General features: G+C 33.2%; 23 protein-coding genes. 4 read left to right on the plus strand and 19 right to left on the minus strand.

Annotated elements, in window-relative coordinates; all coding sequences use genetic code 11:
* Positions 1-65 precede the first annotated feature (65 nt).
* The 8 genes from ACJMLB_RS02045 to ACJMLB_RS02080 form a co-directional block, all read right to left on the minus strand.
* The gene (locus ACJMLB_RS02045; RefSeq protein ID WP_405323210.1) at positions 66-2,072 is read right to left on the minus strand and encodes a V-type ATP synthase subunit I; all 2,007 of its coding nucleotides are present in this window, start codon (positions 2,070-2,072) and stop codon (positions 66-68) included.
* 9 nt (positions 2,073-2,081) lie between these two features.
* Positions 2,082-2,396, minus strand: coding sequence for an ATP synthase archaeal subunit H (gene ahaH, locus ACJMLB_RS02050; RefSeq protein ID WP_292786818.1), 315 nt, complete (start codon positions 2,394-2,396; stop codon positions 2,082-2,084).
* Between the two features lie 465 nt (positions 2,397-2,861).
* A complete protein-coding gene (locus tag ACJMLB_RS02055) occupies positions 2,862-3,209 on the minus strand; it encodes a hypothetical protein (protein ID WP_405323213.1) in 348 nt (115 codons plus the stop codon).
* A gap of 30 nt (positions 3,210-3,239) precedes the next feature.
* Positions 3,240-3,746 carry a nitroreductase family protein gene (locus ACJMLB_RS02060; RefSeq protein ID WP_405323215.1) on the minus strand — a complete coding sequence of 169 codons (507 nt, stop codon included), beginning with the start codon at positions 3,744-3,746 and terminating at the stop codon, positions 3,240-3,242.
* A gap of 87 nt (positions 3,747-3,833) precedes the next feature.
* On the minus strand, positions 3,834-4,676 hold the full coding sequence (locus ACJMLB_RS02065) for a citryl-CoA lyase (RefSeq protein ID WP_405323217.1): 843 nt from the start codon (positions 4,674-4,676) through the stop codon (positions 3,834-3,836).
* Positions 4,677-4,771: 95 nt separating this feature from the next.
* On the minus strand, positions 4,772-5,656 hold the full coding sequence (locus ACJMLB_RS02070) for a fumarate hydratase (RefSeq protein WP_405323219.1): 885 nt from the start codon (positions 5,654-5,656) through the stop codon (positions 4,772-4,774).
* Between the two features lie 69 nt (positions 5,657-5,725).
* Positions 5,726-6,601 (minus strand): peptidase, encoded by an 876-nt coding sequence (locus ACJMLB_RS02075; RefSeq protein ID WP_405323355.1) that lies wholly within the window; start codon positions 6,599-6,601, stop codon positions 5,726-5,728.
* A gap of 70 nt (positions 6,602-6,671) precedes the next feature.
* Entirely contained in the window at positions 6,672-8,099 is a 1,428-nt protein-coding gene (locus ACJMLB_RS02080) for an MmgE/PrpD family protein (protein ID WP_405323221.1), read from the minus strand.
* Positions 8,100-8,267: 168 nt separating this feature from the next.
* Between ACJMLB_RS02080 and ACJMLB_RS02085 the strand changes: the two genes are divergently transcribed.
* Positions 8,268-10,187, plus strand: a complete 1,920-nt coding sequence (locus tag ACJMLB_RS02085; RefSeq protein ID WP_405323223.1) for a hypothetical protein — start codon at positions 8,268-8,270, stop codon at positions 10,185-10,187.
* Between the two features lie 116 nt (positions 10,188-10,303).
* Here the strand turns inward: ACJMLB_RS02085 and ACJMLB_RS02090 are convergent, their stop codons facing one another.
* The 3 genes from ACJMLB_RS02090 to ACJMLB_RS02100 all read right to left on the minus strand — a co-directional run bounded on the left by ACJMLB_RS02090 (position 10,304) and on the right by ACJMLB_RS02100 (position 14,844).
* Positions 10,304-11,572, minus strand: coding sequence for a DUF3100 domain-containing protein (locus ACJMLB_RS02090; RefSeq protein WP_405323225.1), 1,269 nt, complete (start codon positions 11,570-11,572; stop codon positions 10,304-10,306).
* Between the two features lie 359 nt (positions 11,573-11,931).
* Positions 11,932-13,206 carry a DUF3100 domain-containing protein gene (locus ACJMLB_RS02095; protein WP_405323227.1) on the minus strand — a complete coding sequence of 425 codons (1,275 nt, stop codon included), beginning with the start codon at positions 13,204-13,206 and terminating at the stop codon, positions 11,932-11,934.
* A 375-nt stretch (positions 13,207-13,581) separates the two neighbouring features.
* The gene (locus ACJMLB_RS02100; RefSeq protein WP_405323229.1) at positions 13,582-14,844 is read right to left on the minus strand and encodes a DUF1743 domain-containing protein; all 1,263 of its coding nucleotides are present in this window, start codon (positions 14,842-14,844) and stop codon (positions 13,582-13,584) included.
* Positions 14,845-15,058: 214 nt separating this feature from the next.
* Here ACJMLB_RS02100 and ACJMLB_RS02105 point away from each other — a divergent pair, with 214 nt between their 5' ends.
* Together ACJMLB_RS02105 and ACJMLB_RS02110 are read left to right on the plus strand one after the other, a co-directional pair.
* On the plus strand, positions 15,059-16,036 hold the full coding sequence (locus ACJMLB_RS02105; protein ID WP_296855613.1) for a transcriptional regulator: 978 nt from the start codon (positions 15,059-15,061) through the stop codon (positions 16,034-16,036).
* A gap of 44 nt (positions 16,037-16,080) precedes the next feature.
* On the plus strand, positions 16,081-16,248 hold the full coding sequence (locus ACJMLB_RS02110) for a hypothetical protein (RefSeq protein ID WP_296855421.1): 168 nt from the start codon (positions 16,081-16,083) through the stop codon (positions 16,246-16,248).
* Positions 16,249-16,278: 30 nt separating this feature from the next.
* On the opposite strand, the gene ACJMLB_RS02115 is transcribed toward ACJMLB_RS02110, so the two are convergent.
* The 6 genes from ACJMLB_RS02115 to ACJMLB_RS02140 all read right to left on the minus strand — a co-directional run bounded on the left by ACJMLB_RS02115 (position 16,279) and on the right by ACJMLB_RS02140 (position 20,935).
* Positions 16,279-16,707, minus strand: a complete 429-nt coding sequence (locus tag ACJMLB_RS02115; RefSeq protein WP_405323231.1) for a nuclease — start codon at positions 16,705-16,707, stop codon at positions 16,279-16,281.
* Between the two features lie 98 nt (positions 16,708-16,805).
* Positions 16,806-17,636 carry a formate dehydrogenase accessory sulfurtransferase FdhD gene (gene fdhD, locus ACJMLB_RS02120; RefSeq protein WP_405323233.1) on the minus strand — a complete coding sequence of 277 codons (831 nt, stop codon included), beginning with the start codon at positions 17,634-17,636 and terminating at the stop codon, positions 16,806-16,808.
* Positions 17,637-17,738: 102 nt separating this feature from the next.
* The gene (locus ACJMLB_RS02125; RefSeq protein ID WP_405323235.1) at positions 17,739-18,554 is read right to left on the minus strand and encodes a hypothetical protein; all 816 of its coding nucleotides are present in this window, start codon (positions 18,552-18,554) and stop codon (positions 17,739-17,741) included.
* A gap of 188 nt (positions 18,555-18,742) precedes the next feature.
* Positions 18,743-19,837 (minus strand): radical SAM/SPASM domain-containing protein, encoded by a 1,095-nt coding sequence (locus ACJMLB_RS02130; RefSeq protein ID WP_296869300.1) that lies wholly within the window; start codon positions 19,835-19,837, stop codon positions 18,743-18,745.
* Complete coding sequence (locus ACJMLB_RS02135) at positions 19,837-20,463, minus strand: TetR/AcrR family transcriptional regulator (RefSeq protein ID WP_296869298.1); 627 nt, start codon at positions 20,461-20,463, stop codon at positions 19,837-19,839. Before ACJMLB_RS02135 ends, ACJMLB_RS02130 begins: the two co-directional genes overlap by 1 nt.
* Positions 20,464-20,593: 130 nt before the next feature.
* Positions 20,594-20,935, minus strand: coding sequence for a heavy metal-binding domain-containing protein (locus tag ACJMLB_RS02140; protein WP_296855409.1), 342 nt, complete (start codon positions 20,933-20,935; stop codon positions 20,594-20,596).
* A gap of 301 nt (positions 20,936-21,236) precedes the next feature.
* On the opposite strand from ACJMLB_RS02140, the gene serA reads away from it, so the two are divergent.
* On the plus strand, positions 21,237-22,811 hold the full coding sequence (gene serA / locus ACJMLB_RS02145) for a phosphoglycerate dehydrogenase (protein ID WP_296869297.1): 1,575 nt from the start codon (positions 21,237-21,239) through the stop codon (positions 22,809-22,811).
* 183 nt (positions 22,812-22,994) lie between these two features.
* On the opposite strand, the gene ACJMLB_RS02150 is transcribed toward serA, so the two are convergent.
* Positions 22,995-23,780, minus strand: coding sequence for a Mov34/MPN/PAD-1 family protein (locus ACJMLB_RS02150; RefSeq protein WP_405323240.1), 786 nt, complete (start codon positions 23,778-23,780; stop codon positions 22,995-22,997).
* 49 nt (positions 23,781-23,829) lie between these two features.
* A complete protein-coding gene (locus ACJMLB_RS02155; RefSeq protein WP_405323242.1) occupies positions 23,830-24,588 on the minus strand; it encodes a tRNA(His) guanylyltransferase Thg1 family protein in 759 nt (252 codons plus the stop codon).
* Positions 24,589-24,673 lie beyond the last annotated feature (85 nt).

Here is a 24,673-nt window from a genome sequence, read left to right on the forward strand (position 1 = left end):
AAATCACATTTCCAATAATTTCATCTTTAAGCGTTGAATTATAAAACTATAAATTTAAATTTTGTCTATTTTTTGATTTTAGTAAATTGTCTTTTAGCTTTAAAAGCTTCGAATGAATGTTTTCCACCCATATAGAATTGAGAGAAGAACTCTACATAGTTAAGACGCAAAGCGTTAACACCAGCACCTAATACTTGGAAAAGGAAGTTAGCAATATGTCCACCAATAAAGATGATAATAGCTAAAACAATACCTACAACTGGAATCATGTCATTTACCATATTGGTCAAGATGTTTACAGTCATTGCAATACCACCAGTAGCTAAACAAAGAGCTAAAAGACGAGCATATGAAAGGACATCTCCCATGAATCCAAATACATCCATAAGTCCGTAAGCACCGTTACCCCAGATAAGCATACCGAGAGCAGCAACAATTAATACTGCACCTAATGCCATACCGATCATTCCAATTGCTGGGAACAAGAATCCTAAAACCAATAAAATGATACCAAGTTCAAATACAAACCATACGATTTGAGAACCGATTGCCTCTTTTTTCTCGCCGTATCTTAAATTGTCAATTGCACCTAAGATGAAACCAAGGTTGGTGTAGATAATACCAATTACAATAGCAATAACTAAGATAGTTGCTGGATATTTGAACGCATTAATGGAATCAATAACTGTAGGGAGAGCAGGGCCCCAACCTAATATTCTAGTCCATAGGTCCCCAAGTAAACCGTTGGTAACCAGACCTAAAATAATAGCCCATACACCACTTGCGATGATGATTAAACCACCATCATGCATGGTTCTATTGATTTTACCCATTCCTCTGTATAAAATGAATCCTATAATTGCAACTAAAAGACCATAACCTGCATCGGTTAAACAGAAACCGAAGAAGAAAGGATATGTAAGAGCTACAAATAAAGTAGGGTCAATTTCATTGTATTTCAATGGGGAATACATTTCAACTAACAATTCATAAGGTTTTGCATATGCATTGTTTTGCTGCAATACAGGAACGTCTTCTGCATTGTCTGGAACTTCCTCAACTTCCATGATTGCATGGCCTTCAGTTGCGGTCTCAATAATAGCTTGAGCTTTTTCCACATCTTTTTCAGGTACCCATGCCTCAAAGACATAAGTCTTGTCAGTTTCAGCAAAACCAGCGAAAACCTCATTCTTATCTTTCTCATTTTCTAATTGTTCTTTTAAAGCAAGAACTTCATCATCCCATTTTTCCGCTACAACTTTCAATTCAGCTTTAGCTTGGGATCTTTCACTTTCGATAGCTTGGAGTCTGGATTCAGAAGAGGAAATAAGACTATCAGGTCTTCCTTCTAAACCTTCAGTTTCAAACTTCTCGAATTCATTTTTCCTAAGTAAGGTATAGATATCATCCTTATACTCATTAGCAACGACGACAACCATGATAAAACTTTCTTTTTCTTCGTCTGGAACTAATTCATAGAAGAGATCATCTGTAATCTTACTGTATTCATCTTTGAATTTCTGAGCTGACTCAGCAGTGATCCTACCAACAATGGTAGAAGTGTACTTGGAATCGCTTAATAGACCTAAGTCCATATCTAAAGGTTTTAGCTTTTTAGCCAACTCCTTATTGGATTCAAGTTTACTCTCTTCACTGTCTAGTGCGGCTAACTTATTTTCAATACCTTTTGTTTCACCTTCGACCTGGCTTAATGTTGATTCTGCATAAGCTATCAAGCTTTCAGTATCAACATCCTCGACTTCTTTTGGAACTGGAAGGTCCGGATTGATAAAGGACATTATCAAATCCTTCATGCCTCTATTCTCAGACAAGGCATCTCCAAGCAAATCGGAAATACCGCTTGTCTTCATGAGAAGTGAAGATAGCTTACCGGTGTGGGGTGTAACTTTTGAAGGTTTCAAAAGTTCTGCTAGCTTAGGATCTTGCTGAATACGTTCAGAAATATCATTTATTTGAACAATACCCTCGTCGTGAAGTGCACTGACCGTAGGACTAGCGTATTTGTCCAAAGTTATAACATTAAGCTTACGCATTCTCGCAGTTCTAAACATTATCTCACACTATAAAATATTTTTAACAATAATTGAAGCAGCTTCGTCTATATTTTTTCTTGCGTCATTTTTGATGCTTTCAACATCTTTTTCTGCTTGAGAAGTAATAGATTCAGCTTCTTTCTTTGCATTTTCTTCTGCATTAAAAACAGTAGATTGAGCTTCTTCGCTAGCTTCATTCTTAGCAAGTTCAATCATTTCATTAGCTTTAACAGTAGCCTCATCAATCATTGCTTTCGCATCGACTGTTGATTGTTCTACTAAGGAATCAGCATCGCTTTCAGCTTTTTTTATTTGGGTAATAGCTTCTGATATCCCTGCCATAATAAATCACCATGGTAATCATATTTTTATTTTTGTTAATATATATATTTTATTAAAATATTTTAATAATATAATATAATAGTAAAATTATAATGAAATCATAATTTGAATTTTAAGCTTAAAATTCTAACCTAAATTAATGAAAAAATGAAATGAGTCAAGAAAAAAATAATCAGGATTTGAAAAGCTCAGAATTAATAAAAATCAAAAATAAAGTATTAAAATAAAGATTTTTAAAATTCTAAAAAATCAATTTCATGAAAAAATCTTGAAATTTCATGAAAGAAAAAACAGCTGAAAATTTAAAAAAAAATAGACTATGTGAAAAATGAATAAGTTTTTAAAAAATTATTTGTTGAAAATTGAAAAAAATAGAAATAAAAAATGAAATAAAAGAAGAAAAAATTAATAAAAAAAATAAAAAAATGAATAAAAAAATTTAAAAAAAATGGAAAAAATTTAAGATTATTTATGGAATAATCTTAAAAAGGACACAGGCAATTTTCCAAGGTATGCTGCAATAGCTATTGCAAGCAATATAATACCAAATAAAATGAAAATAAGATTATATGGCATTAATAGGAAGGTAATACCTACTAAAATGAAAATTAACCCATCAATGAGAATAGCTGCCTTAGTCCAGCTAGGTTCAAATACAGACATTGCAAGTGTCCATCCAACTACAATAAGCACAACGCTTGAAGCAATTATATCATAAGTCACTGGGTGTGCACTAACATAATTCCATAATCCTAAAACCATTAGGATTACTGAAAAAGCAAGTAAAATAATTGATTTTTTTGTAATTCTCATAATATCATCTTAATCGTTTCATTAATATAATTATTTGTAAATGACCAATTCTTCAATAGCTTTTCTAGGAGTGTCTCTTGGCTCTGCATTTCCATAACCTAAAGGAGTGAACAGTACAGGTTCCCATTCATCGTCTAAAGCCAAGAATTCCCTTGCCTTATCAGGTTTGAATGCTGCTATGAAACAAGTGTTTAAGCCAACGTCTTCAGCTGCAAGAATCATATGGGTCATAACAATGGTTGCATCAATGTCTGCAATGTTCTTATCATCATACTTTCTAGTCCAAGCCTTTTCCTTAGAGGCAACTACACAAAGGACAATTGGTGCTTGTGTAAACCAATCAGGACTGTAGATTCCTTTCAATTCTTCCTTATACTTTTTAGTGTCAATTACAATTACCTTAAAAGGCTGGAAGTTAACTCCTGTTGGAGCAAGTTGAGCAGCTTTTAATATCATGTCTAATTTTTCTTGCTCGACTTCTTTATCTTCAAAGCCTCTCATACTGTATCTTTGTTCAATTACATCAAAAAATTCCATGTTTATTTCTCCATATAATAGGATAATTATTACAATTAGTAATTAGGATAATTATGATAAATATGATAATTATGATAAATATGATAATTATTCTTCATTAATGTCTCTATTTTTAAAGCCTTCATAAACGATGTCTTCCAAATCACAGAAGCGTCTGAATTTCTCTTCCTCTTCCATCTCTTCATATGCATGAGCTACGAGTCCAGGAAGTCTTCCAATCATGAAAATTCCTAAACCTAAAGAGCTGTCAAATCCCAAATCAGAAAGCAATCCAGCATTGACTCCATCCACATTCAAGCAAATTCCTTTCCTATCAGAAAGTATGCTCTCGATTACAAGTGCCAATTTTGTATGTGGTCCAATGGATGATTCCATAATGGCCAAATCAAGCAATTTCACTGCACGAGGATCCTTATCATGATATCTATGGCCATAACCAGGAACTCTTTTGGATTCGGATTGATACTTATCAACAATTTCAATAGCCTTAGCTGCTATTTTCCTGTTTACATCCTCATCTGCAGTTTCCTCAAGGTTCAATGAACTGATTGATTCGTGGAATAATTCCATAGCCTTTTCAATAGCTCCAGCATGGTTTTTACCAAAGGACAGCAATCCTCCTGCAACAGCATTATTGATGTTTGCACCTGATGATGCTATCAATCTTGCAGACTGTGTGCTAGGGGGAGTTACACCATGATCGCAAAATGAAACAAGAATATGGTTAAAGATCTTGGATTCCCTTTCATCAGGTAACCTTTCCCTAAGCAATAGAAATACCATCTCAGCAAAGCTAAGATTTGTTATTAAATCTTCCTGATTATAACCTCTAGTAACCAATTCATTAGGCTTTACATCAGTAATCTTAGTTTTTATGCTGTGTTCAGGAAATTTAAAACCATTTTTGCCAGGTTTTGGATTATCGTTCATAATATTCTCCTTAAATAATCATAAATAATCTAAATAATCATTAATAATAATTTTTTTCATCTTTCATTTATATTTTATTTTAAAAAATTTGATAATTAAAACTCAAAACTTGAAACTCTTGGCTCTACAAAACATGCAGGCCTTACTGCTACAATTCTCACTCCACTTGCCCTTTGAGAACCAATATTTACAAAAGAGCCAAGTACAGTTGTTTTACCACCAAGACCTAAAGGACCGATATTTGTCTTATTCAACTCTTCTGCAATGTATTTTTCAATATTGGATTGATTGCTTAAATTACCATGAGCCATTGCTCTTATCATCAATGCATTAGCTTCAAAATGGGTTCTTCCAACTCCGATAGTCGGAATTGATGGAGTGCAGCCTAACATAGCCAATGATTCCTTTAGCCAATCCAAAGCCTCACCAAACACTATATTTGAGTCTCTTTTATGGAAAACCCTATATGTCTTTGCCCTTATTTCAGGACCTCCTCCTTCCAATAGAATTGTGATTCTTATCTTATCATCATCCACTCCAATCAATCTTCCATAAGTGGATTCGTCTTTCTCTTCTATTAAAAAGGAAGCGGGCTTCATCATATTGGATTCATTGTATAAACCTTGTGATTGCTCAATGCGTTCAATATCATTTCCTTTAACAGCCATTGGTCTTCCTGGAAGCTTATCAAGTCCTCGTGCAATGCCAGTATTGATTTCATTGAAAAATCCTTTAGGAATTTCCCTTTCCTGACCTATTTCAATCAAGACATGTGGAATTCCAGTATCATCACATAATGGAAGCTTCTTTTCATCAGCTACCTTAAAGTTTTCAATCATCTGTTCCAAGGCCCAAACTGCATTTTCATTGTTTAGCTCCTTTTCCAACTTTAGAGCCTTTTCATAAGCAGATAGCCTGTCTTGACTATATGAACTGCCTGCATTTACAACTGCATCTTGAACCTTTTCAATCAAATCCATAATATCAACAATAATTTATTTGAAAAAATGAATAAAAACAATTATTTTAATTTATTTCATTTATTTTCATTATAATTTACTCATTATAGCCTCAGGATAATGTCTTTCAATCAAATCCCTAATTAAAGCAACCTGTTTTGCTCTTTGACGAGCTTCCTTTTCAGTTGTATCCCAACTGTGATGCTTTGCAACGGATCCTCCAGTCTTCAAATAGACGGGACTTGCCACCTTAATCATTTCAGGGACTTCATAATGGCGTATGAATCCTCCAGTGGACTTTGGATTTTCAGTATGGATGTCAATTGGAATATCTATTGCATCACGCAATGATGCCAACATTGGAATCTGAAGGTCTCTTACTGGATTAAGTGAGTTCAATCCGATTGATTCAAAGAGCTTTGCTGAAGCAGGGTTGGAACATCCTGCATGAGCAGACAACTTGAATAATAGGTCTTTAGGAAGTTCTCCTGCATCTCTCATTTTAGAAAGAGCATAAAGCAAACCTTCATCGTATAATAATATGCCTCTAACTCCCAAATCAACTGCTCTTTTAACATCTTCAATGGCATAAACAAGGTTATTGTAACCTCTTAACCTATATCCTATGCGTTTTCCCTCTTCAGTTTGAACAGTTGCACTTGTATCATAGGGAGCCCTTGGACCAACTGCTAAAAACAATTGCATATTTGCATCACTTGCCAAATTCACCATATCAGTTATTTCATCATCCAATAGGAACATGATTCCTTTGGTTTGAGTGGCTCTATGAATTGTTAAGTCATAATCATTGGAAGCTTCTAAAAGAGATTCAAGTGCAGAAGGACCTTGTATTCCAGGAACTTCAAATCTGTATTGACCCCCATCTTCAAATCTCTTTTTGGATACATAATCATCATGTATTTCATTGATTCCTAACTTTTCCAATGATTTTTTAGTTTCATCCATCATAAAAATCACTTTTTATAATTAATTATTTGATAATCTTTAATTAATACCATTTTTAAATCAATAAACTTTAATCTAATAAATCCAATTCTTCAAAAACTTCTTGAATTGAATAATTTTCCATATGTTTAATTATTTGTAACTTATTCCTATTAAACTTAGGATTTAAAAGTTTGAATTTCTCTAAAACATCCCCTTCTTTTAAAGGATTTTCCACTTCTCCTAATGGATAATAAGTGGTTTCCTCCAAGATTTCATATGAATCATCACTGAACTTTATTGTTACTTTAGATGGTCTTTTTTCTGGAGTCATTTGATTCAATTCTTCATTGTTATCAATATTGATCTTGCTTACAATTTCTTTTATCATTGAAATGTCCTTATCAGATGATTTTTCATCAAAAAGACCCTTGTCAATCAATTCATCAATAGAATCCAAGCTTAAATCATCTAAAACCAATGCAATGGCTACTGCATAAGGCAATGATTGCTTTAAGTCCTGTGCATTTTTAGGATTGTAATTGTCATGCTCACTTGCAATCCTGTATGTTTCTATATCAATTGAAGAGATGTCTGAATAATCAATTTTCAAATCATCCAAATTTTTCAAATCATTCCATTCATTCTTTAAAACTAAAGTAGAATCAATAGCTGAATGAATATGCCTGCAGAATGGATATTTCTTCAAATAGACGTTGTTGATATGGAATTTGTTTAAGTTTATATCAATGAACTGGGATAATTTGGAGCCATCTAAATTGCCATTCTCATCACAATGCTTTTCATATAAATCTGAAGCCATTGCCTTAATGAATCCTTCTTTTCCATCAATTAATGATTCACCACCAGTAAATCCATTTTTAGCGAGATATGCAGATAATATTCCATTGTAAACTGCATTTCCAACATGCAGAGATTTCCCCATTGTTCCTGCATGATCCGCTTCAAGAAGTCCGGATGACTGGGTTGCACATAAGCCAAAACAATGTTCTGTTTTCTCCTTATCCAATCTTAAAAGCTTTGATGCGACTGCTCCAGCAGCAAATGTTCCTATTGTTCCAGTGCTGTGGAATCCTTGATTTCTATGATTAGGATTAACGAGCATTCCCAGAGCAATAGCTATTTCATACCCTCCAATAATCGCTTCAAGGAACTCTTCTGAAGTGATATCCATATCTAAATTCTTATCTGATATCATTGCCAAAGCTGTTGAAAAGACAACGGACCCCGGATGCAATTGTGCCCATCTATGACCATCATCCAAATCTAAGCTATGAGAAGCAATTCCATTGATAAAACCTTTATTTAATGAATTGAAATCTTCACCGTATAATTCATAAACGGTTTTTAAAGCTATTTTGGCATTATCACTCTCTAAACCTCTTAGATAGACTGCCAAATAGTCAATGAAACATAATTTAGCCTTTTCAATAGCTTCTTTAGGAATATCATCATATCTTAAATGAATCAAATATTCAGACAATTGATTAATAATCATAATCTTATCTTTATAATTTCTATATAATAAGTTTGTATAATTATCACTATTGATAATTATCACTTGTGGACTTGGAATAAAATAATATAAATAATAAATTGGACATATGAAAATATAACGTTAAGAAAACTATTTAATAACGTGAAATTGATAATATTTGGAGGTGAAATGATAGGATATGGGAAATTGAGATTAATTTTCATCCTTAGCATATTATCGATATTACTTTTAAATACAGTCTATGCAACAGAGGATATGGCTTTAAATGAAAATGATGATCCAATAGGAAGTAATGAAAATTGCATCATGCTGGAAGAGGATAATCTAAATGAGGATAATGATGATGGTTTTGAATCCATACAAAAATTGATTGATAATTCCAATGCAGGAGATTCAATTTACTTGGAAAATAAAACATATAAAGGAAATGGAACTCCAATAAAGGTCAATAAAAATTTAACAATCTATGGATATCAAGATAAAAGCAAAATCAACACAATTCTCGATGCAGATTCCAAATCCAGAATATTCGACATTGCTGAAAGCACTCAGCTAAACCTCTATGGATTATGTTTTATTAATGGAAATGGGAACGGAGGCGCCATTTACAACAAAGGAACTTTAAATATATATGATTCTACATTTGAAAATATAAAGGGAAATGATGGAGGAGCAATATACAATGAAGGTCTTTTGAAAATTAATGGGTCCCTTTTTAAATCGAATAGTGGAAGATATGGTGGAGTCATCTACAATTCAAAGGACTTGGAGATATATGATTCATCATTCAATAAGAATACTGCATTTGAAGGAGGGGCCATTTTCAATTCTGCCAATGCAATTATAGCCAATTCCAATTTTACAGGTCAAAGCGTCACACATAAAGCGGGAGTAATTTTTAGTAGTGGAAACCTAAACGTCAACAAATCTATTTTCAATTTAACAACCGGTTCAGATGAAGGGGGAGCAATCTTTACAAGTGGGGGGATTGCAAATATCACATCCTCCAAATTCCTTTCAAACAAGGCATTGAGCTATGGTGGAGGAATTGACAATAATGGAATAATGACCATTGAAAACTCCTATTTCAGCAAGAATTCTGCCTATGGTGCGGGAGCCATTGACAATGGTGGAGACTTAACCATAATCAATTCAATATTTACAGGCAATAGGGCAACTGTAAATGGAGGTGCAATAGACACTAATCAAAACCTGATGATTATCGGTTCCCTATTGGAAAACAATACTGCAGGTGGAGAAGGTGGTGCAGTAATTGCAAGAAGCGATGCCTCCATTAGCCATTGTTCCATAATCAACAATACTGATTCAAAAGGATATGGCATATACAGCATAGCAAACAGCGTTTCATTGGACAATAATTGGTGGGGTTCCAATAATCCGGAATTTGAAAAAATAATTAATATTGATATTTCAAATGAATTCAGATGGATTATAATGAACTTTACTAACATCACTCCATTGAAGCAGAATTCAAAATCCCAATTAATGATAAGCTTCAATCAAACTACCGATAAAAACAATAATTTCTATGATTTAGAAAATTGTTCAAAACTGGCTAATCTTAGAGGAAACATAATTCTTTATGAGGAAAATGAAATCAATAGCTATGAAGTGAATATTGATAATGGAAATCTTTTGAAATCAATTTCTGTTCAATTTGAAAATAATGTTAATGCAACTGTCAATGACCAAACCATTAGCTTAAGAATTTTGGAAAATAATGATGAGGAACATGCAGACAAGGATTCAAATTCCAATGACACTGATTCCAATTCCGAATCATCAGATTCCATAGATGACACAAATGATTTTAGAAAACAGCAAGATTTTAATTTGAAAGAATTTAAAATAAGGGATTTGACTAAATCAGTTCAATCACAAGTTATTAGTTCAAAATTAGATGATGATTCAAATGAAGAGACTAATGCTAGTGAAAATGAAAATAAGATGAATTCTAATGATTTGGCAAATAATATTAATTATTTGATACCTATTGCAATTGTTGCATTGCTTTTGTTGATTTTGATTGCATTTAGAAAAAGAAATGACGACGAAGATGGAAATTAACTAAAAAACTAAAAAATTAATAAATTAAAAAATTAAGATAGAATCTTTCTATCTTTTTACTTTTTTTAAATGATTTTTCAGGAATAATAAAAAAAACTTTTTTTAAAAATATCGTATTATACCATTCCTGTAGCAACTAAAGTTATATGAGCAATAGCTGCAGAACAAAGGTAAGTTCCTGAAATAACGATTAATGTAATGACGATTCCTTTCCAACCAATCTTCTTGAACTCTTCCCAATCGTTACCGATTGCAATACCGACATAAGCCAAGAATGCTGTACATATTGTAGTCAAATCAATTTGGGAAACGTAATGAACCAGGAAGTCGGCTGTTGGAACACCTGGAATTGCTACAAAAATACCGATTAAGCTGATATAAATGATTGCTTGAATATTCCATGGAATAAGCCTTTCAAGAGCCATACCTACGATTGTAATGAGTGAAATCAAGAGCATTCCAATGAATGCATCAATTATTGAAGTATGGAATCCTATGAAATTTCCTACCGCTACAATGAATGAGAACAATACAAGGAATGTAGCCCATCTCTCAAGCTTACCGATAGTCAAATCATCTGTAGTTGCATACTCATCATGCTTTACTTCTTCAATGGCATAATCATCATCAATGCTTATTATCTCTTCATGCCCTAAGATATGGGGAGCTAACCAATCATACATTCTTTCTGCAAGAGGAAGTGAAACGAATATGCACATATAAATACCGAAACAGAATGACAGAAGGTTACTGCATCCTGCAAAAGCCTCTAGCTGAGTAGCCATTGATGGGAACATATGCATCAATGGAGCAAGAGCCGCAGCGTTCATACTTGCACTTCCTACACCTGAAGCCATAGCGTAAGCATATGGATGCATAGGAATGAGTGAAGCACTGATACTTGATAAGAAGCTGATGAATGGAGTACCGAGAATTGATCCGATAACAAAAACAGCTAAAACTCCACGAGTCTCAGGGGATTTGAAACCATACTTATCGATAATGACACCTAAGTTAGGTTCACGGCAAATTGAACTTGTCATACCGATAACTTCCCTTCTAAATCCTAAAAACAGTGCAATAGGCAATGCCAAAAGAGTTCCTAAATTACCTATTTGCTGCAAAATCAAAGCAGGGCCCACTTGGAAAATGCTGGATATTGCCTGACCACTTGAAATAGCTAATTTAGTGATTAAGACACCAATGAATAAAACCATAGCCCCTTCAGCTACCTTAGATTGCTTAGGTCCGACAAATTTAATAGGCTTTGCGAGATAAAGAGCCAATCCTAAAACAAGCGCATAGATTAAAGGCAATAATAAAACACTGATAGTATCCGTTATTTTTATCTCCTTGACTCCAATGAACATGGAGATTATAACCAAGACAAATACAACAATGTGTAAGTTATACTCCTTCCATGGAGGTCTCTTCTTAATTGCCCTATCCGTTTTTTCCCTAAAAGGGTGTTGTTGACCATCAGTAATAAAATCCCGCCTAATTTAATGTATACATTAAAACTTTACATAGTAAAATAAGTTATGATTAAAGATTTTATGTTTATTATTTATAAACTAATCTATTTAATTTTTAAAAATTATAAATCATGATAAATTATTGATAATTTAGATTAGAAGTTTTAAAAAATAATCAGTCCATTAAAAAATTTATGAAAAAACTTACAAAAATAAGAGAAATTTTGAAAAAATTAAAAAATAAATTAAAAAAAGAAAAAAGGAATCTTTTAAATCATCCCTGTTAAGAATAAAACTAGATTTGCAATGCTTGCAGAACCAAGGTAAGTACCAGTGATTACAATCATAGCAATAATGATTCCTTTCCAACCGATCTTCTTGAACTCTTCCCAATCATTACCGATTGCAATACCGACATAAGCCAAGAATGCAGTACAGATTGTAGTCAATTCGACTTGGGAAACATAATGAACTATAAAGTCCGCAGTTGGAACACCTGGAATAGCAACTATGATACCAATTAAGCTTATATAAATGATTGATTGGATATTCCATGGAACAAGCCTTTCAAGAGACATACCTATAATTGTAATAAGTGAAATCAAAAGCATTCCAATGAATACATCACTTATTGGAGTTTTATAACCTACGAAATTTCCAATAGCTACGATAAATGAAAATATTACAAGAAATGTAGCCCATCTTTTAAGCTTACCTGAACTTAAATCCTCTGAAGCAGCATATTTATCATCCTTTACCCCTTCAATAGCATATTCATCATCAATGGTATGTTCATCATCATGCCCTATAATAGGAGACAGCCATTTATACAATCTTTCTGCAATAGGCAAGGAAATGAAAATACACATGTAAATTCCTAAACAGAATGAAAGAATATTACTGCACCCTGCAAATGCCTCAAGTTGAGTAGCCATAGCTGGGTACGAATGCACTAATGGAACCAATGCTGCAGCATTCATACTTGCACTACCTATACCAGACGCCATAGCAAATGCATATGGATGGAATGGTATAAGTGAAACACATATGCTTGAAAGGAAACTGATGTAAGGAGTACCGATAATTGATCCTATAACAAAAATTGCTAAAACTCCACGAGTCTCAGGGGATTTGAAACCGTATTTGTCAATGATAACTCCTAAGTTAGGTTCACGACAAATGGAACTTGCCATACCTATAACTTCTCTTCTAAATCCTAAAAGCAATGCAACAGGCAATGCAATAAGGGTACCTAAATCTCCTAAAAGCTGTAAAATCAAAGCAGGACCTACCTGAAAAATAATATTGATGGATTGCCCACTTGAAATAGCCAATTTAGCAATTAGAACACCGATGAATAAAACCATAGCTCCCTCAGCTACCTTAGACTGCTTACTACCTACAAACTTAATAGGCTTTGCCAAATAAAGACCTAATCCCATTACCAAAGCATAGATTAAAGGCAATAGTAAAATGCTGATAGTATCTGTTATTTTAATCTCCTTTACTCCAATGAACATTGAAATAATAACTAAAATAAACACGACAATATGTAAATTATACTCCTTCCATGGAGGTCTCTTCTTAATTGCCCTATCCGTTTTTTCCCTAAAAGGGTGTGAAGATTGATCAGTGATAAAACCACTCCTAATTATAATATGAAAAATTTTTCAAAAATAAAAAATACACTCTTAGATTTAAGTTTTTAGTTTATTACTTATAAACTAATCTATTTTTTCCTCAAAAATGACAAATAGTGATTAATAGTGATAAATAATGACAAATAGAACATAACTAGGTTAAATAAAGACAAATATTATGTAACTTGGTTAAATAATAACAATAAGCAATATTATTTAAAAAAAAATGTAAAAGATTAAATGAAAATTATTTAAAAAAAAATCATAGAAAAATAAGAATTATTCCAAATTCATACGAATCAAAGGCTTAGATAAATGACGTCTAGCTGAAACTGGAGTTTCGTAGAATTTGCCATTGATTAAAGTTCTTTCTATCTTTTCAGGAACCTTTTCATCTGACTCAATCTTATTACCACAGCTTTTGCACTTGAATCCTTTTCCTTTTCCAGCAGAAGTCATTCTCTTGCCGCATTCGCAAATAGGATTTTTGTAAACAAAATCATTTAGCTTTATGACTTGGAACTTTTCAATGTTGAAAGTGTTCTGTTCACCTATTCCACCATAAAGCTCCACTTCATCTCCAGCTCTTAATTTAGCTACAACTTTTCTAAAGTTCTTGGTTGGTTCATATGCTCCGCACTCAATCTCACCAGTTTTGTCATATAAAGTGAAAAACATGTGCCCACCTTCAATTATATGAGGCTTGTCCTTGACAATTCCTTTTATCTTATAGCAGGAATACTGTTTAAGCTCATCAATAGAATTTGCATTTTGAATGTGCATGTCAGTATGCTGGTTTGTCTTGAAAATGCATGAATCGACAATTTTCTCATTTGGAATGACAATATCCCTTGCAGTCTCAAGAACTTCAGGACTGTTAGATCTGATACCATACAATACAGGGCATGGAGTTTTAGGTTCGATAGCCAAATACTTACCATCAATGTTTTCAAAGGTTTCCGGATAAGTCTCCTTATCCATCTTAACTACAGAATCATAATCAATATTCCTTTTTGTTCCATATCTTGATGGATGCCTATATGCCAATAGCTCATATGTATAGTCTTCAAGAGGGCATGAAATAGCTGCGATAGAACCTATTATCCCCCTTCCTTTCTTGAACTTATGGATTTCAGCACCGATATGGTTTGCAAATTCCTCAGCTTCATCAATAGTGATTATTGAATAGATTGCCTTAAATGCATAATCAATCATCTCTTCAGTGATTTCACCTTGATAAAATACAACTCCAGGATTGGTATTGTCACAATCAAACATTGAAAGCTCTGAAACATACCTAAGGACAATTTCCTTTGCCAAAGCAATGTTTTGATCCATGCCCAATTTGAATGAGACTCCCCCATTTCCTCTTGTCTTGAATCTTGCAAAAGGGTTTAGGCGAATCAATCTTGGATGGCCAACAATCTCGATACCCTTATCCCTAAATTCATTTAGGATAGTTGATGCAAGAAATGTTGTGCACATCCCATCTGGAGAGTCTGTATCATCAATTCCAATATAAAAATAATCCATATAAATCACTGAAATTCCACTATGATTAATTAAAGTTTAGTTAAGCGATTAAAGATTAACTATTAATAATCAAAAATCTAGAAAATTAAATAGTCAATTTTATATTAATCTTAAAAGATAATAATATTATTAAAATTTATTGAAACTAATTAATAAATTCTATCTTAAGATTATCAAAAAATAGATCAAAAATAATTAATTTATACGAGGCAATCCTATGGCAATAACAAATAGGAATCAATTAATACGAGAGGTTTATCAACTGCTAAACAAAGAGGGCTTTGAAACATCCAACATTTATGAACAAAGCTGTTTTGATATAGTGGCTCGTAAGAAATTGCTTATTCTACTTTTGAAAGTCCTCGTGAATATTGATAGCATAAATGAATCTCATGTAGAGGAGATAAGGCAAATCTCCAACGTTTTCTTAGCTAGCCCAATCATTGTAGGAGTCAAATCCAAAAATCATATTTTGGAAGAGGATGTTGTCTACGAAAGGCATGGGCTTCCTGCAATTGGCCTTGAAACCTTGAAGAACATGATTGTCTATGACGAATATCCGGAAATTCTTGCAGACCGTGGAGGATATTACGTTCAAATCAATGGAAATGTTCTGAAGGAATACAGAGAAGAGTACAACTTATCCTTGAAGGATTTAGCTGATTTGGCACATGTTTCAAGAGCTACAATGTACAAGTATGAAAATGGAATGGTGAGAGCAAACACTGAAACTGCAATGCTCCTTGAAGAAATCTTGAATACAAAGATTACCCTTGACATCGACCTTTTTGAACCTTATCAGGAAGACATTAAGCTAAAGGCAGATACAAGCAGCCTAAATCAAACTCAAGGAACAAATGCTCAAAACTTGGCAAAATTAGGTTTTGGTGTGGTTTCAACCAATAAAAGTCCATTTGATGCACTTGCTAAAGCTGAAATAGCTACCAGAAAGAAAGAGCAAACTCCACTTATAGCAAATCTTAATGTTCAGGATGAGCAGAATACAAAAACATTGAAGAAAATGGCAATCAGCTTAAAGGACCTTTCCCTTGTAACATCTTCAGATCCATTCTTCGTGCTTAAGGATGATAAGATTAAGGATTCCATTGATGGAATTCCAGTAATCAAGTCATGGGAAATGAAAGAGGTTGAAAATTCAAAAGAGTTCTTAAGGTTGATTAGGGAAAGAAGAAACAATTAATAAATTTTTATTTGAATTAAAATTATCAAATTACAGGTGAAAATATGGATTTTCAAAAAAATAGAGGAATGATCATTCTTATTATTGCATTGATATTGGCGATTATATTGACCTTTTATGTGGGAATTGTCAATCCAATCATTTTAGGATTAGGAATACTCGCAATTATCGTAATTCTAATCAATATCTATGTAGAAAAGATTAGAAAATAAATATTTTAAAAAAAGAATAAATTGAGGAATTTATGATTCCTCTTCAATGTCACATGGCTTGATCCACTCTTCTTCACCCTTTACCAAGGTTTGAATTGCATCTATTATGCAATGTGGATTCCAGCCAACAACTGCATCTACTTTTTCAACTATTTCTTCCACAACATATTCCACCCCAAAAGAACGAACAAAAAGCAATGGAATATCATATTCCTGTGATTTCTCAATCAGTTCATCACAAATTTCCTCATTTTGATGATAAAGACCATAAAGCAATACAATCACATCTATTTTTTCGAATAATTCATCATTCAACTCATCATCTTGAGTATTGTATTCATTCCATTTGAACTCCTTTTGGCTGTTTATCCTTTCCTTGTAGAATTCATATTCATTATAGGAATCAATCCCTTTGCTTATAAGAAGATTATAAACCTTATTTTGATTTTCACTTGACATACAATCACTTTATTGAATTAAATAAAAAATATAAAAAATTTAAAATAAAATTATTATAACAATAGTTATATTATTGATTAAAAAAAATATAAAAAGAATCATTTATCCAAATTGATTCTTTCTGTTGCGGTATAAAGGTTAAATCTGTCACCACGTACAAAACCGACCATGGTGATGTTTCCCTTTTCTGCAATATCATAACCAGATCCTGCAGGAGCCGCATTTGAAACCAATATAGGAATACCTACTCTAACGACTTTTATTAGCATATCTGCAGGCATTCTTCCACTATAGCATACATAACATTTGGATAAGTCAAATCCTGCCTTAGCTGCTGCACCGATTACCTTATCAACTGCTACATGACGGCTTACGTCCTCACGGGTAATGAACTGGTCTCCATAAACCAATTGTGCAACATGGACACTACCAGTCTCTTGCCATATTTCCGCCTTAGCTGTGAGCCTTTTCATGTTTTCAATAATTTCAGTTGCATTTACTACCAAGTCAGATTCAACTGGTTCAATTGATTTGAGTTCAGTTCTCCATCCTCCTGCACTATCAGACATCACTCCCTGATATTCCAAAAGTCTGCAGGCACAAGCATGTTTAGCTCCGCCTTCCTTTTCCTGAACCAGATCATCACTTTCAAGGTCGATTTCTGGAGTGTGCATATTGACAGTTTTGATGATGACCTTCTTGTCATCGATTTCAATGCTTACAATCTCATCAACAGACTTGATCAATCCATCCCCTAAACAGTATCCAATGGCAAAATCATCCAAATCTGCAGGATATGTAGAAAATTTACGTGGCTGGAGGAAGTCTATATAGAAATATATGTTTTCATCCTCAACAGTTTCTTCCTCAACATGCTCATATTTTCCATTTTCCCATCTGATTGCAGGGATTTTCTTAATGAACTCCATATTCTTCACCTTAAACTAATAAAAATAAATAATTATCTTAATTTCAATATTATTATAATCTACAATATAATTTATAACAATAGTTATATTTATAAATTTATATTAAATTTCATTTAAAATTTTGAATGTTTCCTCTGCCTCTCTTTCACTTGCAATTCCAACAGAAACCATATCAGCAAAATCCAAAGTATTCAAGAAATTGAAAGCTTCCTCTGGTCTTTGAATGCCAACTGCCAAAATCTTATTGATTATGACCTTCTTATCAATTTTATCAAGCATTCCTTTCAGTTCATCCTGCTTATCAGACCTGAAATCTGGAATGTCCATCATGTATCCAAGCTTGTTTACTGGAATCATGTAAAAGTCAAACAGACTTTTATCTTCAAGGATAGGGGAATCAATCAATTCTTCACTTGTCTTGAATGGGAAAGAAGTGATTATTCCTGCTGGAACACCTGCACCATTGATTTCATCCAATATCTCAGTTATGAAATCCCAATCATATGTGTCTATAAGGAACTCATCTACAAGCATTACAGAGTTATCAAACTGTGCCAAATTTTCAATGTCTTCCTTCCAGGTAGCTTCCATCTTTGCCTGTTCATAATTTGGGAAAACATAATCCATTTCTGTCTTTCCTATTGTGGAAACAGATTGCATTTCAACTCCATTGTCACAAGCTATTTTGAATGCCTTCAATAGATTTTCCTTGTTTGCCAAGTTGATGGACCTTACTCCACATTCATATGACTTTTCGATTATCTTGCTAACATTGTTTGGGTTTCTAAGCAAGTCTAAATTATACAAACGAGTCCTATGGCCAAAATAGGCATCTGCAAGAAACGGTGCATTTCCCAAAACTACACGAGGGATTGATTTTCCTTTAAATTCTAAATCTTCATTAAAAATAATAAACACGACCTAAATTGAAATTGAATAAAAATTTTTATAATTCTATGATTCCATAATTCTAAAATAATTTTAAACCTAAATAAAAATTTAATTTAAATAATTATTATATTTATCGAAAAATGGCTAAAAATAGAGAAAAAATAGTGGAAAAATAGATTAAAAAAAGAAAAGGATAATAATTTAAAAAGTTTAAATCATTCATTTAATATTCTTTCCACTTCATCCTTGTGTTCAAACAATACACAGCCTCCTTCATGGTCATCCAAAAGGATGCCTCCATCACGAAGAGACCTGAACAATTTTGAATCCAATGCTTCAAGAAGAGATGAATCTCTAACATTAATATCAGAATACGGTGAAGCAGGACAAGGTTCAGCACCACCATGGGAATTGATATGGAAAAATCCTCTTCCTGCTGCTAAACAGCCTCCAGAGGTCTTTTCATCTCCAGGGAATGATAAGAACAGCATATCATCATACTCTTTTCTGAGAAGTTCAAGCTCATCCAATAGTAAATCCCTTTCATCATCACCAGGAGCAAGTTCTATTGTTTCCTCATTTACTGGAACGTATTCAATGAAAAATATCACTTTGCATCCAAAATCCCTTAATTGATTGATGTATTCCCTTGAAAGCAAATTGGAGAGATTGCCTTTTGTAAATGTAAGAGAAGCTCCGAATATAATATTGTTCTTTCTCATCAATTCCATTGAATTCAATAGCTGATTGTAAACTCCTTCTCCTCTTCTTAGATCAGTTACCTCTTCGTCCCCTTCAATGGAAAAGATAGGAACCAAGTTTCTGTTTTCATCAAACAATCTTAAATAATCATTATTCAATAATGTCCCATTTGTAAAGATTGGGAATAGAATCTCTGGAAAATTGCTTGCTTTTATGATAACATCATCTCTTATCATTGGCTCTCCGCCAGCAAGAACAATAAAGCTTATTCCAAGGTCTTTTGCTTGGGCAAAGATATCTCCCCATTCATCACCGCTTAATTGGTTTAAAGGTTCATTGTCATTGCATGCCTCATTCGCTCTTGAATAGCATCCAGTGCAATGCAAATTGCAACTGCTTGTAATGCTTGCAATTAAGAAAACAGGAATATGCTTACCCTCTTTGCCATAGCTTTCCCTAATTGCAGTGGCCTTTCTTGTATGCTTTGCAAATTTAGCCAAAAACAAGCTTTCCTTAGGATTCCTGAAAGTAGCTTTAATTGCATCTTTAACAATTATCTCTGCTCCTTCAGCAAGATATTCCTCTAAATTAAAAGTATCCTCACCCATCATTTCACCTTCACACAATCCAATAGGAAGTTTGCATGCTCTTCCGCTTCCTCAAAGAAATTTTCTAATGTACTTTCTGGAATGTCATCATATTTTGCACATATTTCAAGAAGCAAATAAATTGGAAAACTATAATACTCTTTAGCTAAAAGTTCAGGATTGCAATCTTCTCTAATAATACCATTTTCCTTTAAAATACTGAAGAATCCTTTCCAAAATATCAATGGCTTGACAAGAATCTCATCCTGGAAAAAGAGCCTTATCTTATCATTATGATTCATCTGTATAAAGATTAATTTCCAAATTTTTAGATTTCTCTCCTCGCTGAACATTGCCTTGATGGCTTCAGAACCCCTATGATAGAACAGTTCTGGGTTTTCCATTAAAAATTCGTTGTCTGCAGCCAAGTTCAAGTCTTCATTATTCAACAATTCATCATATTCAAAAAGGTTTCTTAAGTAATTAAATATATCCATCAATATCGCTTCTTTAGATGAATAGTGACTGTATATTGAACTTTTCCTAATTCCCACTTCCTCTGCAATCTCTCTAAGTGAAACAGAATCATAACCTTTTTTTGAAAACAAGTCTAAAGACACATCAAATATCTTTTCTTTAGTGTTCATATTACCTACCTACCGTTCGGTAGTTATATATTTTGAAGTGATTACTTATAAAGTTAATGATTTGAAAAAAGCTTAAGAAAAGATGAGAAAAGTTAAAGGATTATAAAAAATAAAAAAGGTAAAAAGAGAATTAATCCTCTTTTTCAATTACAACAGCAGTACCATATGCTAAAACTTCTTGCATGTTTTGGGAAATGCTGTCTGAATCCATTCTCATGGTAATGATTGCATTTGCACCTAATTCCTTAGCATGATCAATGCAACGTTTAATTGATTCATCTCTGGATTCTTCCATCATTGAAACGTATTGCTTGATTTCTCCACCGAGCAATCCTTTTAATCCTGCACCAATGTCTCCACCAATACCACGTGCACGTACGGTCAAGCCGTATACGAATCCCTTTTCTTCTACAATCTTGTATCCAGGAATATGATCTGAACTTGCAATTGGAAATTCTTCAATACTTACCATTTTAATACCTCACATTATTTTTCTAGTGAATTTTAAATTAACATAAGTTAATTAGTTTTATATAGGGCTATAAAGTATATAAAGTTTATTTTAAAAAATATTCATTATTCAACAAATATTTTAAATATTATGTAAACAATACATAATATATTATAAGGTACTTCGTATGAATTCCTATAAAATAAATTATCCAAAAACTAGATTTACTATATACGAAGTACCTTTATAATTATCATTAATTTTAATCTTAATCAATATATTAAAATTACATAATTTATTTCGAATAAAAAACGGTGAAATAATGAAAGCATTAGTCGCAGATGCAATAAATGAAAAAGGTATTGAAAACTTAAAAGAAGTTTGTGAAGTTGTGGTGGATACTAGCATTACCCCTGAAGAGTTACTTGAAACCATTGGTGAATATGATGCAATTCTCATAAGAAGCAGAACCAAATTGCCTGCTGAAGTCATTGAAAAGGCAGACAATCTTAAAATCATTGCAAGAGCAGGTGTAGGTGTAGACAACGTTGACGTAAATGCAGCTACCCAAAAAGGTATTATGGTAGTTAACGCACCTGAATCCACTTCAATCACTGTAGCGGAACACACAATGGGACTCATCTTAAGCACTATCCGTAAAATAGCTATTGCTGATAAATCAACCAAAGCAGGAAAATGGGAGAAAAAGGCATTTATGGGTATGGAACTTAGAAACAAGACCCTTGGTGTAATCGGTATGGGAAGAATCGGATCCCAAGTTGTAAACAGATGTAAGGCATTTGAAATGGATGCAATTGCATACGACCCATATTTACCACCTGAAGTTGCTAAAAACATGGGTGTTGAATTATACGAAAACATTGAAGATGTATTGACCAGAGCAGATGTAATTACAATCCACGTTCCACTCACTCCTGAAACCGAACACTCAATTTCAACTGAACAATTCAAACTAATGAAAGACACTGCACTTATCTTCAACTGTGCACGTGGAGGAATCATTGACGAAGATGCATTATACGATGCATTGGTAAATGGAGAAATCCTTGGAGCAGGTCTTGACGTATATGAAGAGGAACCTGCAAAAGAAAACAAGTTGTTCGAATTGGACAATATCGTATGTACTCCTCATATTGCAGCATCCACTAAAGAGGCACAAAGGGATGCAGCTATCATCGTAGCAAATGAAGTAATTACCTTATTCAAAGGAGACATGCCTAAAAACGTAATCAACATGCCTCGTATGAACAATAGCGAATTTGAAGAAACCAACAATTACTTAGAGCTTTGTGAAAAATTAGGAAGCTTCATTTCCCAATCTGCAAGCAGCCCTATCAAAAAATTGGAAATCACCTACAAAGGTGAAATCGCTAAACTTCCAAATAGGGAATTGTTCACAAGAACCATCTTGCAAGGTATCTTAAACCCAATCACTGAAACTGCAGTAAATGCTGTAAACGCAACTACCGTTGCAAAATCAAGAGGAATCAGCATCACTGAAGCAGTAAGCGATGACAGCGAAGGCTACGAAACCATGATTAAGGTTACTGCAAAAACCAAATCAGGCCAAATGTCTGCAGACGGTACCTACTTGCACGAACCTAAGATCATTAAGGTCAATGGCTACTGGGTAGATGTAAAACCTGAAGGAAACATGTTCATTGCAAAATACAAAGACATCCCAGGAAGTATTGGTGCAATTGGAACCAAGTTTGGTGAACAGAACATCAACATCGGTATCATGCAAGTTGGAAGAGACTCCTCTGGTGGAGAAGCTATCATGATTCTCACTTTGGATGAGCCTGCTACTAAAGAAGCTGTTGAAGAGATTAAACAATTAGAAAACGTTTATGACGCAACTAGCTTAATTCTTTAAGCAGATTGTTAAAAAATAGTTTAATTAGAATTCATTGAATTCTAATCTTTTTTTCTTTTTTCTTTTTTTAAAATTTTAAAAACAGCAAATAATTAATCTATTCTCTTTTTAAAAAATTTATCTTTTTTCAATTATAAAAATTAATAAAAATAGCAAATAAAATCTTTTTTATTTGACTTGTGGTTACTCATCATCCTCTTCGAGGAATTTATTTGAAACTCCTTTTAAAATAGGTTTTCCATCTCTGAATTCAATGACAATCCCTAATTTAGGACTTTGACCATTGATTCTCTCTCCACCTATTTCAACCACAGTTGGATTCAAGTCAATAGCTCCCAAATCCTCATCGGAAATGCTGTAAGGATCATAATTTTCACTAAATTCATGTGAATACTTATTGGTCTTTTCCTTATCATCATCAAAGTAGGACAAATCCTTATCCAAATCAAAGAATGATGGGCTTAGATCTTCTCCATCCATTTCATCAATTTCCTCTTTGATTTGATTCAAGTCCTCAAGCATCAAATCCTTATTCTCATCCCTAAAGTTTCCAACTTCAAAGCCAACTGGCTCTCCATAAGCATTGTAAGCTTTCATAGTCTCTAAACTGTATGGTTCACAGACGATTATATGGAATGGGCCATGCTTAGAGAACGTCATCAAATCTGCATGGGACGGATTTGCATTGTTACCTGGATGGGAATGTACAGATCCCCATTTCTTCTGATTAGGTGGAATCATCCAATCATTAAAGCTTGCGCTTGTATGGGACCTTTCACCAGGCAAGAACAATAAGCCAGTGATATATAGAACATTATCCTTAACATGTCCGTCAAGCATTGCTAAAAATTCATTAGGATATGATTTTTTAGAATAGAACACTACAGAATCAATCACTCCCTGATCAACACAGACCTTCCTGAACTGATTCCTCTTATTCATTTTTGAAACTAAATCTTCAAATCCCATAATATCACTTTAAATCATATAAAAATAGTTAACATAATATTATTGAAAGTTATAATTTTTCAAAGAACTCTTTGCTAAAGATGTCCAATTCATAATCAACAAAAACTTCAGACCTTGTAGAAACTGTCTTTTCATTCTTTTTAGGATTGAATCCTTCAATTTCCCATGATTTCTTATAGACTCCAATTCCTCTCTTTTTCCAGGTGTCCACATCATTAAGGTTTATTCCTCTTTCAAATAGCATGTCATGGATTTCATTTGATTTCAACCCTTTTATCTTTTCATTAGCTTCTTCCTTATCGTATTCCTTTTTCAGTGCCCAGGTGCCATATCCATTGATGCAATTTCTCCAACATTCATCTTGTCTCCATTTGAAGTACTCAGATATAGATGCATCATCGATTGGAATGATTCTTGAATCAAATGATATAGGAAATACAATATTCCTTTCATTATCTGATAAGTTATCCAAATCAAATTCATTAGAATAATCGTTTAATAAATTATATGTAAAGGAACTTGAAGCCAGTGAAGCGAATACAGAATTAATCTTCTCAACTCTGCCTGAAAATGGAATCTCATCCAAAAGTATGCTGATTTCATCTGAAAATGCATAAATGAATTTAGGTGCAAACTGATTGAAAATATCGAGGCAAACATTTTCTATTATCTTATAGAAATTCTCATCATAAGGCTTTACAAGATTTAATGCCTTAGATAAACTATGAAACTTGCGCCCATCTAAACGTATGATGATATTTGAGTTCTTTGGAACCTTCATAGTTGAATAAATCTCATAATCCTTCATCTAATCACCTAAATTCTAGTTAATTCAATTATGCAAAATACATATTTGAAAAATTAAATTGATTTTAATTAAAAATATATTAAAT

The sequence above is a fragment of the Methanobrevibacter sp. genome (assembly GCF_045114555.1).
GTDB lineage: Archaea > Methanobacteriota > Methanobacteria > Methanobacteriales > Methanobacteriaceae > Methanobrevibacter.